Raw genomic sequence first — 12,847 nt, forward strand, 5'->3', positions numbered from 1 at the left:
AAGACCCCTTGAAGACGACGAGGTAGATAGGCTGGGGGTGGAAGTGCAGCAATGCATGGAGCTGACCAGTACTAATCGGTCGAGGGCTTATCCAAGATATGCAGGTTTTAATCGCGAATTTCGTTTCGGATCTAGTTTTCAGAGAATAAACTCTGAAGCATATTCCCTGATAGCTCAGTTGGTAGAGCACTCGACTGTTAATCGAGTTGTCACAGGTTCGAGCCCTGTTCGGGGAGCCATATGGAGAGGTGTCCGAGTTGGCCGAAGGAGCACGATTGGAAATCGTGTAGGCGCCACAAGCGTCTCGAGGGTTCGAATCCCTCTCTCTCCGCCATAGTAAGGCCCGTTGGTCAAGGGGTTAAGACACCTCCCTTTCACGGAGGTAACAGGGGTTCGAATCCCCTACGGGTCATATATAACTTCAAAAAAAGAAGTTGATTTACACAGCAGTTTTATGATAAGATCATAAATGTGTTGTTCGGAGGCTTAGCTCAGCTGGGAGAGCATCTGCCTTACAAGCAGAGGGTCGGGGGTTCGATCCCCTCAGCCTCCACCATATAAATTTTAATAACGACGCGGGGTGGAGCAGCCCGGTAGCTCGTCGGGCTCATAACCCGAAGGCCGCAGGTTCAAATCCTGCCCCCGCAATTAACCTTTCTATCAAGAAAGTGATCTGGAACCGTGGTGTAGTTGGCCTAACATGCCTGCCTGTCACGCAGGAGATCGCGGGTTCGAATCCCGTCGGTTCCGCCATTATAATCTTTAAATGAGGAAGCTGTTCACTAAATCTGCTATATGGCACCGAACGCCCTAGATAAAGTGTAACGTTTCAGGATTAAACTTTATTATGGCTCGGTAGCTCAGTCGGTAGAGCAGAGGACTGAAAATCCTCGTGTCGGCGGTTCGATTCCGTCCCGAGCCACCATTTAACAATTTAATATGCCGGTGTAGCTCAACTGGTAGAGCAACTGACTTGTAATCAGTAGGTTGGGGGTTCAAGTCCTCTCGCCGGCACCATGTAATCCTGGAGGATTAGCGAAGTGGCCAAACGCATCAGACTGTAAATCTGCTCCCGTACGGGTTCGGTGGTTCGAATCCATCATCCTCCACCAGTTTTTAGGGGCATAGTTTAAAGGTAGAACAACGGTCTCCAAAACCGTTGGTGTGGGTTCAATTCCTGCTGCCCCTGCCAATTAACTTTTAAGAACATATTGTGATTATGGCGATCGTGGCGAAGTGGTTAACGCACCGGTTTGTGGATCCGGCATTCGGGGGTTCAATTCCCCTCGATCGCCCCTTTGTTTTTTTTGGGGATTAGCCAAGCGGTAAGGCAACGGACTTTGACTCCGTCATGCATAGGTTCAAATCCTATATCCCCAGCCATTATGCGGACGTGGCTCAGCGGTAGAGCATCGCCTTGCCAAGGCGAGGGTCGCGGGTTCGATTCCCGTCGTCCGCTCCAAAATATGGCGCCATAGCCAAGTGGTAAGGCACAGCTCTGCAAAAGCTTTATCCCCAGTTCGAATCTGGGTGGCGCCTCCAGTATATTTTTTATAAAAACATCATATGCCGGCGTGGCGGAATGGCAGACGCGCTCGACTCAAAATCGAGTGGGAAACCGTGGAGGTTCGAGTCCTCTCGCCGGTATTCAAGTAAGTAAAGAAAAGCTCAGTAGATGCAAAATCTAATGAGCTTTTTTTTATTTGGCAGATTTAAAGATGACGTGCGGCAGTTAAGCACAATGCTATGTAATGTACTGAGATTATAGTTTGTAGAAGAGAAGGAACTTACCAACGAACAGTAGACCTATTTCAGCAGTAATCGATTTAGTTGAATTTGTAACGGAGCAGTCTAACTGCTCCATTTTTGGAGTTCATATATATAAGAACTTATTCTTCTACTTAAATAACAAACGTTCTTCTTCTATAGATAGAAATAGTTATAACCCTCGTACTTCATTCCCTAAAGAGCCGTTTACTGCTTCAAGGATAGATCAGGCTTCTTCTTACGCTCCCTATACTGTCCGGGCGTGATCCCTTCCCATTTTCGAAAAGAACGGATGAAGTTCTGCGGGTTGTTATAACGAAGCCGTGCGGCGATATCCTTGACCGTTAGCTCGCTTTCGTCGAGCCACTTTTTAGCTATACTGAAGCGGTACTTCGTCAGATACTCACTGAATGCACAGCCTGTCTCTTTGCGGAACACGCTACTCAGATAGTTGGCATTGTAGTGAAGTCTGGATGCGCATTCCTCCAACGTTAGATCTTTATCGTATTCTTGCTGAATGATGGCAATCATTTTCTCGGAGATGTGCTGATATTGGGCGTACTGTCTTTCCTTTAAAATGTGAATGATCGGTGTGATGATATGAGTGTTAAACCATTGATCAACCTCAGCTGCATACTGTAGACCATGAAGTTCATTGAAAATAGAACCATGTCCTTTGGAGATCTGTCCCAGTCGTATACCGGATTCCTGCATCATCTGCAAAATATGCGTTAACAATCGGGTAAGTGCTACCTGATATTCTTCTGGTGTACACTCCATGCCGAACAGCACTTCAAGCAACTGATGGAGATGAGATGAGGCTTGGGCTTCATCGGCATTTTGGATAGCCTGTATCAGGGTATATTCCAGTGATTCAGGGTATGGCAGTGCCCAATGGGAGGTACGATTATCAATCGCCTCAAATTGAAAAATGATGCCTGCTCCCAGTTTCATTCGATGCTTGAGCGCTTCAAGGGCCTCCGTATAAGCTTGAGGTATCTGAAATAGGGAGGCGTGAGGCTGACTGAAGCCAATGCTTACCTGGAGACTAAGGATCTCACTGATCTGATGTTGTAGTTGTTCCGTTAACGTATGCAGATGTTGTGAAAAACGAACATGATCTTGCTCAGAGGTACCGATAATGGTAACGACAGCCTGATCAAATACTACAGGAAGTAACTGTTGTTCGGCATAAACACTCTCCTCCAGTATGTTCTGAACGGCAAATAGCAACAGATCACGATCCTTGGCATGGTATTTGGTGTGATTCATAAGATCAGCCTGAACTGCAATGACGGCTATTTGTTGCCACTCTTGAAGCTGTGAACCATAACCATTCTCTCTGAGTGTGTCATGAAGAGTGGATGGAGCATTTTTGCCCAGAAGCAGGTTGATTAGAAAATGAGTACGGATCTGCGACTTATATTGATTTAATTTGCTTTCAAGCTGGGATTGAGAAGCAGATAGCTGTGAAACGCCGGCTCTGATTTGCTCAAATTCATCCATATGAAGCGTAGGATTGGTTTCCAAGTTACATCTGGATAAGCGTTTATCACCAAGTTGTACAAGAAGCTTGCGTATGGGTAAAATCATTCTTCTCGATCCTGCCCATGAGACCAAAAGTGAAAGCAGTAGCATAGCAACACTGATATACATGGTGTGCAGCCCAATTTGAACATACTCATGAGTTAGAATGTTAGTAGGCGAAATGAGAATATATGTCCACCCTTTTAGAGAAGAATGCGTATAGGACAGTGAGTAACGTTTATTTGCAATACGTACCTCATGTTGGCCTGAAGAGGCAGCGAATCCACGGATAGATAACAGCTCGCTAAAATTGGCACCCGACTTACTATCTTTTATTCCTGCTGCAGCCAATGGCTGACCAATATATTGGGGATCGGGGTGGACCATGATGCGTTGTTCACGATTCAAAATGATCAGTCCGGCCGTAGAGCTGTCTGGAGAATCCTCTTCCAATGGTTTTTGCAGTGAACATGCGGGAATTCCCGCAATCAGGGCAGCATCAGAAGAAACATTTACATCGGGTATCGATCTGGCAAGTGCAATATGGTAGATGCAGCCTGAATTCACCGGTCGCTCATTATTGTTAAACACAGATGATGGTGTAAGCTGCCAACCGGATGTGAGTGTGTTCGATAACAAGTCTTTCATGGGCAGAGCCATTGGAAAATCAGTATTCAGGTAGAGGCCAGCATGATCGATAAGCCAATCCTGGGTCTGATTTACGAGTGTAATATCCATTAGAGGTTCCCATGACCTCATATTCTTGAATTCGGTCTGTAACTTCTCCGCAAACAAAGGCCCAGTGCCTTGTACCGTTGAAGATGAAGTTAGCGAATGGAGCGTGTCTGGCGACCGAACGGCCTGATCGAGCATATAGCTTACGGTTGCAAGTTTGTGCTCCACGTTGGTTTGCATTTGGATTAACAGTTGTTTATTGGCTTGAGCACGATGCAGCTCCGATTGTTTTGAAGAATAGATAAAAGCGGCGATTCCCGTCAACAGAATGGGCAGGGTACTTAACAAGATTCCGAAGACTATCATTTTATGTAGATAGCTGAATGATCGCACAGGTCCACTCCTGACTGTTGAATTAGTGTCACTCCCTATTTTAGTAAACGCTTACAAATATAACAATCTAAATTTTGTTTATTTGGATAAAAAGTAATGAAAATTCAAGGCTAAAAATAAGGTTATGAAATCGTTCAAATTTATTAGAGGTCGTTTTGGCTTTTATGGAATGTGTAATGGGAAACGTCAGTCGAGGGTGAACGTAGATAAGAGGTATGGACGTCATATTCACACGGGGAAATCGTCTTTGAAGAAGGAGAATAAGAGATATCTATGGACTTAATCAGATACAGTGGTCAATGGTCTGATCCAGGGACAGTCAAAGGTCCAACCCGATCCCCGACCTGAGTCTAGGATGAAAAACCGTCCACGGTCTGTTTTGAAAAGTCGCAGTTTCCCCTAGAATAAGGACATAAGGTTAAACAAGAAACAAACGAACAAACAAACACACAAAGACATACCAAAATTAACGAACCGAAAGGGTGGTGAACAATAATTATGAGATGGAATAAAGGAAATGGCTGGGCGGTTGTACTAATTGCATTGGGTGCACTCCTCCTCTTCGGGAAGTTAACTCCTCTACTGGGACATTTAATGGGTTATCTGATTCCGATTCTGATGATTGCACTTGGGTATTACGGAGTTAAACGAGGAAATGTACTGCTTGGATGGATTGTTCTCTTCATCGGTATCCTCTCATTGCTGGGCAAACTGGCCTGGCTGATCGGACCGATCATCGCGATTGGGTTAATTATCTTCGGATTCTCCATGTTGAGTAATAATCGCAGTCGTCGTGGCCGTTACTAAGCTTTCACGATTATGATAAGGAGGACAGACAAAATGAGTGTATTTCGTCGAATGCGGGACATTACCGTAGCTAATTTAAACGAACATCTGGAGCAAAGTCAGGATCCAGTCAAACTGATTGATCAGTTTCTGGTCTCGACCCGCCAAGACATCGGTGAAGCCGAGAAGCTTCGTCATCAATATGCAAGCCATACCAGACAAATGAAACAACAAGCGGATCAGGCAGCAGGTATGGTACACAAACGGGAAGAACAAGCGTCCATGGCTCTGAAAGCAGGCGAGGAACACTTAGCCAAACTTGCTTTGCAAGAGAAAATCCTCCACGAGGAAAAAATGGAGCAATACAATGAATTGTACGCACAAAGCAATGCGGCTTTACAGGAACTAGACGAACAGATCGACCAACTGAAAGTGGAGTATCAAAATGTATACAGCAAACGCCAATATTACTACGCTCGTATGCAGACGATTCAATTGCAGCAACGAATGAACCAGAGAGGTCACTACAACGGCGGTCAGAATGTACCCCGTATGTTCAACCGGTTAGACGATCAGGTTTCGGATCTCGAATATGAGGCACAAAGTCTCCGGGATTTGCGGCGAATGAGTCAGGATGGTGCAGGAACGTCTGGTACCATGTCATCCTCTACGCTGGACAAAGAACTGGAACGGCTGAAACAAAAGCTGAACAATGACAGAAAGGAGTAGACACATGAATAAACTTTACCGCTCATCGCGCAATCGTATGCTGACAGGTTTGATTGGCGGCATATCTGAAAATCTTGGATTTAGTTCCACGCTGCTGCGTATCATTTTCTTCATCAGTATTTTCGCTACGGGGGGTACATCATTGCTGATCTACTTCATCGCTGCATTGGTAGTGCCAAAAGAACCCTATCACGCTGATCCATACATTTATGGTGCTGATCACGTAAGAGGATACAAGTAAACGAAAGGAGTAAGCACATGAGCAAATTATACCGCTCAACGCGTGACCGGATGCTGACAGGATTGTGTGGTGGGATATCCGAGTCGATCGGCATGGATTCAACCTTGCTGCGTATCATCTTTGTCATCAGTATCTTCGTAACTGGCGGCACGTCGTTGTTAATCTACTTCATCGCAGCACTGGTGGTACCAAAAGAGCCATATCCACCTTATGATCCATACGGCTATGGTCCGGGCCCTGGTCCTGGCGTTGGTAGAGGATACAACAACTTTGATCACGAGCCGCCAAGAGGTCCTTTCCAAAACAATCATACTCAAGGCCCTGGAAACTTTGGTCCTGGCCCAGGATATAACAGCAGACCTCAGTCTGGTCCACGTTCTTACGACAATAACGCCTACGGAGCAGGATCACAGCAAGAAAGTGAACTTGATTCCATGATGAAAGATATTGAGAAAAAAGCATTGAAAAAAGAAGTTGAAGAGCTTCGCCAAAAATTATCTCGTTACGAGAAGGGAGAAAAGTAAAATGGGAGTATTTAAACGGATTAAGGATATGACTAAAGCGTCGGTAAACGATATGTTGGATAAAGTGGAAGACCCGATTGTAATGTTGAACCAGTACTTGCGTGACATGGAGGCTGAAATTCATGAGGCAGAGGTAACCGTCGCCAAACAAATGGCGAACGAGCGTCGCATGAAACAGCGTCTGGACGAAGCAGAACGTACATCGGTACAACGTGAGTCTCAGGCAGAGGCTGCACTGGCTAATGGTCAGGAAGAAGTGGCACGTAAATTGCTGGAAGAGAAAATTTACTTCGATCAAAAAATTACTGAATACAGAGAACTTCATGCTCAGTCCGAAGCTCAAGCCAAAGATTTGCTGCAACAGCTGCATGACATGAAAGATGAGTTCTACAAAATGCGTAACAAACGTAATGAACTCGTATCCCGTGCACAAATGGCGAAAGCCAAAAAACAAATGTCTTCCATCAACAGCTTGCATTCGATTGAAAGTGGCGGTGCATCACTTGGATTCCACCGCATGGAAGAGAAAATCATGCAGCTGGAGGCTGAAGCTGACGTAGCTCGTGCACCTTATCGCAACACATCATCCACGTACACAAATCCTGTAGATGTGGAAAAACAATTCAAAGTGGATCAGCAATTACAAGCCCTCAAGAACAAAATGGGCAATGGTTCCAAAAATGAAGCGAACGGAACTTCAAAAGAATAACTGTTCGCTTAGTGGACAATATGATATTCTATAAATCGTGTATAATGTACGGTTGGTAGAACAAAAGTTAAGCCATACAGGATTTCATTGCCTGGTATGGCTTTTCCGTTGAAAAAAGAGAAATTAACTTACAGAGGAGGTGCGGCGGGGATGAATAAAAAGAGTAAATGGCTTGCAGTTGTCATTATTATCATTGGTACAATGATGTTATTGAATCAGAATATTAACTTGCTGACCGCTGCCGCACTGATTCTGTTAACGGTTGGAATGCTTCAAGTCCGCAAAGGGGATACCCGCAAAGGTTATCGGTATCTTGGCATCGGTGCGGCACTGTTATTGCTGGATAATTTAATGATTGTATTTTTAATTGTACTGGCTTCTTTAGCTTACTTTTATTCAAAAAACAAAAAGATTCATCTGGACGCAGGCGTTATGAAGAAACAGAATTTCATGGCTCGGTACTACTGGGATCAATCATCCTGGACGTTACGTAGTATGAGTCTGTGGCATGCCATAGGTGAGGTTAACGCCGATCTATCTCTTTCGATTCCGGAGGAGAAACAAACGATTGTGCTGCTGCAAGGAGTTATGGGTAATGTTCGCCTTACGCTACCAGAAGATTATGGTGTGGAGATTGAAGCATCGGTTCTTTTCGGCCGGATTAATCTTCTTGGAGAACAAGATAGCGGCATGATGAACAAATTAGTATGGAGAACGCCTGGATATGAATCCAGTGAACATAAAGCAAAATTTGTCATTTCTTATATTGTTGGCGACCTAAGCATCAGTAATCCGTAGTAAAATAGATGAAGAGAAGGAGGAGACCCCGATGAAGACAAAACGACATACCGACATGGTAACCCGAAGTATGGGTGAAGGGATCCTCCTGGTTTTCATTGTGCTCGCTGTTATTTTGTATGTATTGTATACATATGGTTATCTTGCTCCGTTTGCAGGCTGGCGTCATCTGATTCAATCGGGCCTGGCACTATTGCTGCTTCTGATTGGGATCGGTGCGGTCTTTGGGTTCTTTCAGAGTTACCGGGTTAAACGCCGGCTTGAACTGCTGCGGGAAACACTTCTACTGTGGGAGAAGGGCTCTCTATCACGCACTGTACCTGATCTTGGCGATGATGATGTGGGCCGTTTAAGTGAGCAACTCGGACGAATCGGAAAAAAGTGGGAAGATCAGGTATCTTCGCTCCAGCGATTGTCTACTCATAATGCACAGCTTGCTGAACAAGCCAGAATAACGGCCATTGTGGAGGAACGGCAACGGCTGGCACGAGAACTGCATGATGCGGTATCCCAGCAGTTGTTCGCCATTTCAATGACCGCAACAGCGGTTGGACGGAAAATGGAAAAGGATTTTGCACGTGCCCAGCGGCAGGTGGCGTTAATTGAGGAGATGGCTTCGGTAGCCCAGTCCGAGATGCGTGCGTTGCTGTTACATCTGCGACCAGTCTATCTGGAGGGTAAACATTTGGAACAAGGTCTGCGTGATCTTGTATTGGAATTGAAAACAAAAGTACCCATGGATATTGTGCTTGAAATGGATGATGACATCCATTTGATCAAAGGCATTGAGAATCATCTGTTCCGTATCATTCAGGAAGCGATGTCCAATACATTACGCCATGCGAAGGCTGAAAAGATGGAAATTCGGCTGCAGCGTCGGACAGATGCAATTCGTGTGCTGATTCGTGATGACGGTCAGGGCTTCAATCTGGATGAGCAGAAGCAAGCTTCTTATGGTCTAGCCAATATGCGTGAACGTGTCACCGAGATTGGCGGAGCCATTCAATTTGTAACGGCGCCGGGTAAAGGAACACGGATTGAGATTACGATACCTTTGATGATTGATGAAAGTGAGGAAGAACATGTCAATGGAGACGGGAATGGAAACGGAGACGGATACGGAAACGTCGATCAAAGTGTTGCTCGTGGATGATCATGAGATGGTGCGCATAGGCCTTGCTGCGGTACTCGATACCGAAGATGGCATTGAAGTGGTGGGGGAAGCGGGCAGTGGAGAGGAAGGCATCCGGTTAGCCCAGGAATATAAGCCTGATGTCGTACTGATGGACCTTGTTATGGAAGGGATGGACGGCATTGAAGCTACGCGGCAGCTACTCAAAATGTATCCGGAATGCAAGGTCATTGTGCTGACGAGCTATCTGGATGATGAAAAAATGTATCCGGTCATTGAGGCAGGCGCCTTCAGTTATCTGCTGAAAACATCCAGAGCTAATGAGGTGGCAGATGCAATCCGCGCAGCGGCTAGGGGGCAATCGGTTTTGGAGTCACAAGTGGCGTCCAAAATGATGAATCGTTTCCGACAGCCTCAGGCAGTGGCACCAGCTCATGATGAATTGACTGATCGGGAGATGGATGTACTTCGGTTAGTCGCTAAAGGCAAATCGAATCAGGACATCGCAGATGATCTCATTATCGGAATCAAGACGGTCAAATTCCATGTCACGAACATACTAGCAAAATTGGGCGTGGATGACCGTACGCAGGCAGCTATCTATGCATATAAGAATGGACTTGCGGAATAGAAAATAAAGCGTGTGAAGGTTGAAATATGCACTATGGTTTTGTTGGGTAGATAAGGTGAAGTTAAGAAATCGGGGGAGCAAGATTCCGAAGTTTGTTCTGCCCATAAGATGATATAAGTCCGATCAGCCATGAAGATGGTGGATGGGGCTTTTTTTGTATGCCAAAAAGAAGTTTAGCAAATGAGTAATGGGGGCATGCTGTTGATAGATTCATAGAATGCAAGAAAGAGCGGAGGATTCGAATGTTAAATCGATGGATGACAGCAGGCATATTGGCATTGGCAATCATTATACTTGTAGGCATGACTCATGTGTACGCTGAGAAAACGGAATCCGAAGCAGGCAAGCTGGAACAATTGATGAAGACCGCAGATATAGCAATCGATCATGTGGAGCGTTTAGTCATTAAATGGCAAGGCGAAGGTCGTGGGGATGCAAAGGAGCAAGCGGAGCTGCTCGCTCATCGGCTGGGATTGCAGCAGCCTGAACGCGTTGTACAGACGGGGCATGATGTGTATCGCAGTGAGATGGCTGCTGATGCTCAGCACGCAGGCATTCTGGTCAATGTTGTCGTTACGGGGGAAAATAAACACTACGCGATCGTCCAGTTATCAGGCAATGAACATACGGACCAACGTTTATTGATCACATTGCATGAACAAGTATCCCAGTTGCTCACAGACTCCGGAATGAAGGCGGCTTGGAATTTCGCTGTGCAGGGCACAGGAGCAATGGAAAGTGGCGCCAGCAGTCAATTGCAGCAAATCGAGCAACAGCTGTCTGGAGATATGAATATGCAAGCGATAGAACGTTATACGGATAACAGCACTGCCAGCGTGTCATATGAGGCATCGGATTTGCCCATAGTGATTAAAAGCGGTACGCATCTCTTGAACATGCAGCTGGCGGTCCATCAGGATGATGAAAAGGGGACCAATCGCGTTACAGTAGGTTTCCCGGTGATCACGATTGAATATTAATGCAGTATTAAAGCAGATTTATAAGTTTGATCATGAATTTTTATAGATGAAATTTCCATGAATTGTGGAAAAATATTGATAACATTTCTGAGGAAAATTTAGTGCAACCCATGGGGCTTTATGCTAAAATGGCATCACATCCAAGAAGGAATTTGCTGGTAATTGACGGTTGTATGTTACGTATATAACACCATTACATAGCTCGGGGAGAGTGTGGAGATGTCTTCCCGGAAAGAAAGAGGAGCCCATGGTCGAAAAACAAATGCAAGATGAAGTGCAGACACCAGGTGCAGTATTTTTCATTTTTGGAGCAACGGGTGATTTGGCCCGCCGGAAGCTGTTTCCGGCGATCTACAGTCTCTACCGCGAAGGCAAGTTAGCCGAAGACTTTGCGGTTATTGGTGTAGCGCGTCGTCCGAGGTCACCAGAAGAATTCCGGGAAGACATCTATGAATCCATTAAGGAGTTCTGCCGCTATCCGGCGGGGGAACCCGATGAGTGGAATGCTTTTGTCGAACATTTTGAGTATAAATCACTAGATATCAATAACGTGGACGGTTTCAAAGAATTACGTGAGCAGACAGAGAGTCTGGAAGCGAAGTTTAACACGCCGGGTAACCGGCTGTTCTATCTGGCGCTGGCACCTGAGCTCTTTGGCAGCGTCTCATATAGTTTGCGTGATGGTGGAATGCTGGAGAGCCGCGGGTGGAATCGACTTGTGATTGAGAAGCCATTTGGATATGATCTGCAATCTGCGGAGCATCTGAATGAGCAGATCCGTGAAGTGTTCCGCGAGGAAGAGATTTATCGGATTGATCACTATCTGGGTAAGGAAATGGTGCAGAATATCGAAGTGATTCGCTTTGGTAATGCCTTTTTCGAGCCACTTTGGAACAATAAACATATTGCCAACGTTCAGATCACACTGGGTGAGACGGTTGGTGTGGAAGAACGTGGCGGATACTACGATCACTCGGGAGCATTGCGTGATATGGGACAGAACCATATGCTGCAGATGTTGACGATGATTGCCATGGAGCCGCCAAGCCGTTTGTTCCCGGAGGACATTCGCGATGAGAAGGTTAAGGTACTGCGTTCGCTGCGTGCGTTTACCTCTAATGAAGAAGTAAGCACTAACGTTGTACGCGGGCAGTATACCGAAGGGGAGTTTCGTGGTAAGCAGCTTCCTGGTTATCGTCAGGAGGACAAGGTTGATCCGGAATCCAGTACGGAGACTTATTTTGCGGCACGTGTATTTGTGGATAATTTCCGCTGGGCAGGTGTGCCATTCTATATTCGGACAGGCAAGCGCCTTCCGGTGAAAACGACCGAAATCGTGGTTGAATTCAAATCCATGCCGAGTAACGTTTATCTGGGCAAAAAGTATAAGCTGGAGCCGAATTTGCTCGTCATTCGGGTAAATCCGATGGAAGGCATATATATTAAAATCAATGCCAAGAAGCCGGGTTCTGACTCCGAGATTCAGCCGCTGGCGATGGACTTCTGTCAGAGCTGCATGATTGGAATCAACTCGCCGGAGGCGTATGAACGTCTGCTGCATGATGCAGCAGAAGGAGACTCGACCTACTTTACCCGTTGGGATGAGGTTGCTACAGCATGGTCCTTCGTGGACCGGATTGCGGCGGCATGGGCGGAGAATCATGGTGAGCTGCACACATATCCAGCAGGTACGTGGGGTCCTGAAGCAACAGGTAAACTGCTGGAACAGGACGGCTTCCACTGGTGGCCGGTGAACGGTCAGGACGAAGACAGTGTCGTCTGGCAAGTGAATAATTAATCGTGTGAATAACAATCACGCGTGGCAGGGATTTGATTCGATCAAAGTCATTTTATTGGTGAAAAGACTAACACTGTTACAAAGAAGGCTTGGGAAGAACGTAGAGATGCGCTCTTGTCAGGTCTTTTTTACGATGGAGAAGTGAGGGGTGTAAAAC

The 12,847-nt window shown here is 45.9% G+C and carries 11 protein-coding genes, 15 tRNA genes and 1 rRNA gene; 26 read left to right on the top strand and 1 reads right to left on the bottom strand.

Annotated features, from left to right (window positions below; genetic code table 11):
- The 16 genes from BMW94_RS26770 to BMW94_RS26845 all read left to right on the top strand — a co-directional run.
- Positions 1-95: ribosomal RNA gene (locus BMW94_RS26770) — 23S ribosomal RNA — on the top strand; the annotation flags it as partial.
- 68 nt (positions 96-163) lie between these two features.
- Positions 164-239, top strand: a tRNA-Asn gene (locus BMW94_RS26775).
- Between the two features lie 3 nt (positions 240-242).
- Positions 243-334, top strand: a tRNA-Ser gene (locus tag BMW94_RS26780).
- A 6-nt stretch (positions 335-340) separates the two neighbouring features.
- Positions 341-412, top strand: a tRNA-Glu gene (locus BMW94_RS26785).
- A 68-nt stretch (positions 413-480) separates the two neighbouring features.
- Positions 481-556 (top strand) — tRNA-Val (locus tag BMW94_RS26790).
- An 18-nt stretch (positions 557-574) separates the two neighbouring features.
- Positions 575-648, top strand: a tRNA-Met gene (locus tag BMW94_RS26795).
- Positions 649-675: 27 nt separating this feature from the next.
- A tRNA-Asp gene (locus BMW94_RS26800) sits at positions 676-753 on the top strand.
- Positions 754-849: 96 nt separating this feature from the next.
- Positions 850-925, top strand: a tRNA-Phe gene (locus BMW94_RS26805).
- A gap of 16 nt (positions 926-941) precedes the next feature.
- Positions 942-1,017 (top strand) — tRNA-Thr (locus tag BMW94_RS26810).
- A 9-nt stretch (positions 1,018-1,026) separates the two neighbouring features.
- Positions 1,027-1,112: transfer RNA gene (locus BMW94_RS26815), tRNA-Tyr, on the top strand.
- A gap of 6 nt (positions 1,113-1,118) precedes the next feature.
- Positions 1,119-1,192 (top strand) — tRNA-Trp (locus tag BMW94_RS26820).
- A 30-nt stretch (positions 1,193-1,222) separates the two neighbouring features.
- Positions 1,223-1,295: transfer RNA gene (locus BMW94_RS26825), tRNA-His, on the top strand.
- 13 nt (positions 1,296-1,308) lie between these two features.
- Positions 1,309-1,383, top strand: a tRNA-Gln gene (locus BMW94_RS26830).
- A gap of 4 nt (positions 1,384-1,387) precedes the next feature.
- Positions 1,388-1,462, top strand: a tRNA-Gly gene (locus tag BMW94_RS26835).
- A 6-nt stretch (positions 1,463-1,468) separates the two neighbouring features.
- Positions 1,469-1,542, top strand: a tRNA-Cys gene (locus BMW94_RS26840).
- Between the two features lie 26 nt (positions 1,543-1,568).
- Positions 1,569-1,647, top strand: a tRNA-Leu gene (locus tag BMW94_RS26845).
- A gap of 327 nt (positions 1,648-1,974) precedes the next feature.
- Here BMW94_RS26845 and BMW94_RS26850 read toward each other — a convergent pair.
- Positions 1,975-4,362 carry a helix-turn-helix domain-containing protein gene (locus tag BMW94_RS26850; RefSeq protein ID WP_175480867.1) on the bottom strand — a complete coding sequence of 796 codons (2,388 nt, stop codon included), beginning with the start codon at positions 4,360-4,362 and terminating at the stop codon, positions 1,975-1,977.
- A gap of 498 nt (positions 4,363-4,860) precedes the next feature.
- Here BMW94_RS26850 and BMW94_RS26855 point away from each other — a divergent pair, with 498 nt between their 5' ends.
- The 10 genes from BMW94_RS26855 to zwf all read left to right on the top strand — a co-directional run bounded on the left by BMW94_RS26855 (position 4,861) and on the right by zwf (position 12,690).
- The gene (locus BMW94_RS26855) at positions 4,861-5,169 is read left to right on the top strand and encodes a LiaF transmembrane domain-containing protein (RefSeq protein ID WP_062324034.1); all 309 of its coding nucleotides are present in this window, start codon (positions 4,861-4,863) and stop codon (positions 5,167-5,169) included.
- Between the two features lie 33 nt (positions 5,170-5,202).
- The gene (locus BMW94_RS26860; protein ID WP_091001783.1) at positions 5,203-5,877 is read left to right on the top strand and encodes a PspA/IM30 family protein; all 675 of its coding nucleotides are present in this window, start codon (positions 5,203-5,205) and stop codon (positions 5,875-5,877) included.
- A 4-nt stretch (positions 5,878-5,881) separates the two neighbouring features.
- A complete protein-coding gene (locus BMW94_RS26865) occupies positions 5,882-6,118 on the top strand; it encodes a PspC domain-containing protein (protein WP_091001784.1) in 237 nt (78 codons plus the stop codon).
- A gap of 17 nt (positions 6,119-6,135) precedes the next feature.
- A complete protein-coding gene (locus tag BMW94_RS26870) occupies positions 6,136-6,642 on the top strand; it encodes a PspC domain-containing protein (protein WP_091001785.1) in 507 nt (168 codons plus the stop codon).
- Position 6,643: 1 nt separating this feature from the next.
- On the top strand, positions 6,644-7,351 hold the full coding sequence (locus BMW94_RS26875; protein WP_091001786.1) for a PspA/IM30 family protein: 708 nt from the start codon (positions 6,644-6,646) through the stop codon (positions 7,349-7,351).
- Between the two features lie 150 nt (positions 7,352-7,501).
- Positions 7,502-8,149, top strand: a complete 648-nt coding sequence (gene liaF / locus BMW94_RS26880) for a cell wall-active antibiotics response protein LiaF (protein WP_091001787.1) — start codon at positions 7,502-7,504, stop codon at positions 8,147-8,149.
- 31 nt (positions 8,150-8,180) lie between these two features.
- Positions 8,181-9,302, top strand: coding sequence for a sensor histidine kinase (locus BMW94_RS26885; RefSeq protein ID WP_091001788.1), 1,122 nt, complete (start codon positions 8,181-8,183; stop codon positions 9,300-9,302).
- Complete coding sequence (locus BMW94_RS26890) at positions 9,238-9,912, top strand: response regulator transcription factor (RefSeq protein ID WP_254790386.1); 675 nt, start codon at positions 9,238-9,240, stop codon at positions 9,910-9,912. Before BMW94_RS26885 ends, BMW94_RS26890 begins: the two co-directional genes overlap by 65 nt.
- Before the next feature lie 242 nt (positions 9,913-10,154).
- Positions 10,155-10,892 carry a YwmB family TATA-box binding protein gene (locus BMW94_RS26895; RefSeq protein WP_091001789.1) on the top strand — a complete coding sequence of 246 codons (738 nt, stop codon included), beginning with the start codon at positions 10,155-10,157 and terminating at the stop codon, positions 10,890-10,892.
- A 247-nt stretch (positions 10,893-11,139) separates the two neighbouring features.
- A complete protein-coding gene (gene zwf / locus BMW94_RS26900; protein ID WP_091001790.1) occupies positions 11,140-12,690 on the top strand; it encodes a glucose-6-phosphate dehydrogenase in 1,551 nt (516 codons plus the stop codon).
- Positions 12,691-12,847 lie beyond the last annotated feature (157 nt).

It is taken from the genome of Paenibacillus sp. OK003, assembly GCF_900109515.1.
Taxonomy (GTDB): domain Bacteria; phylum Bacillota; class Bacilli; order Paenibacillales; family Paenibacillaceae; genus Paenibacillus; species Paenibacillus marchantiae.

Bases quoted from the DNA above. Each gene is read 5' to 3' on its own strand.
- BMW94_RS26860 (WP_091001783.1), top strand. From the start codon at position 5,203: ATGAGTGTATTTCGTCGAATGCGGGACATTACCGTAGCTAATTTAAAC.
- zwf (WP_091001790.1), top strand. From the start codon at position 11,140: ATGGTCGAAAAACAAATGCAAGATGAAGTGCAGACACCAGGTGCAGTA.
- BMW94_RS26890 (WP_254790386.1), top strand. From the start codon at position 9,238: ATGGAGACGGGAATGGAAACGGAGACGGATACGGAAACGTCGATCAAA.
- BMW94_RS26885 (WP_091001788.1), top strand. From the start codon at position 8,181: ATGAAGACAAAACGACATACCGACATGGTAACCCGAAGTATGGGTGAA.
- BMW94_RS26870 (WP_091001785.1), top strand. From the start codon at position 6,136: ATGAGCAAATTATACCGCTCAACGCGTGACCGGATGCTGACAGGATTG.
- BMW94_RS26865 (WP_091001784.1), top strand. From the start codon at position 5,882: ATGAATAAACTTTACCGCTCATCGCGCAATCGTATGCTGACAGGTTTG.
- BMW94_RS26895 (WP_091001789.1), top strand. From the start codon at position 10,155: ATGTTAAATCGATGGATGACAGCAGGCATATTGGCATTGGCAATCATT.
- BMW94_RS26855 (WP_062324034.1), top strand. From the start codon at position 4,861: ATGAGATGGAATAAAGGAAATGGCTGGGCGGTTGTACTAATTGCATTG.
- liaF (WP_091001787.1), top strand. From the start codon at position 7,502: ATGAATAAAAAGAGTAAATGGCTTGCAGTTGTCATTATTATCATTGGT.
- BMW94_RS26875 (WP_091001786.1), top strand. From the start codon at position 6,644: ATGGGAGTATTTAAACGGATTAAGGATATGACTAAAGCGTCGGTAAAC.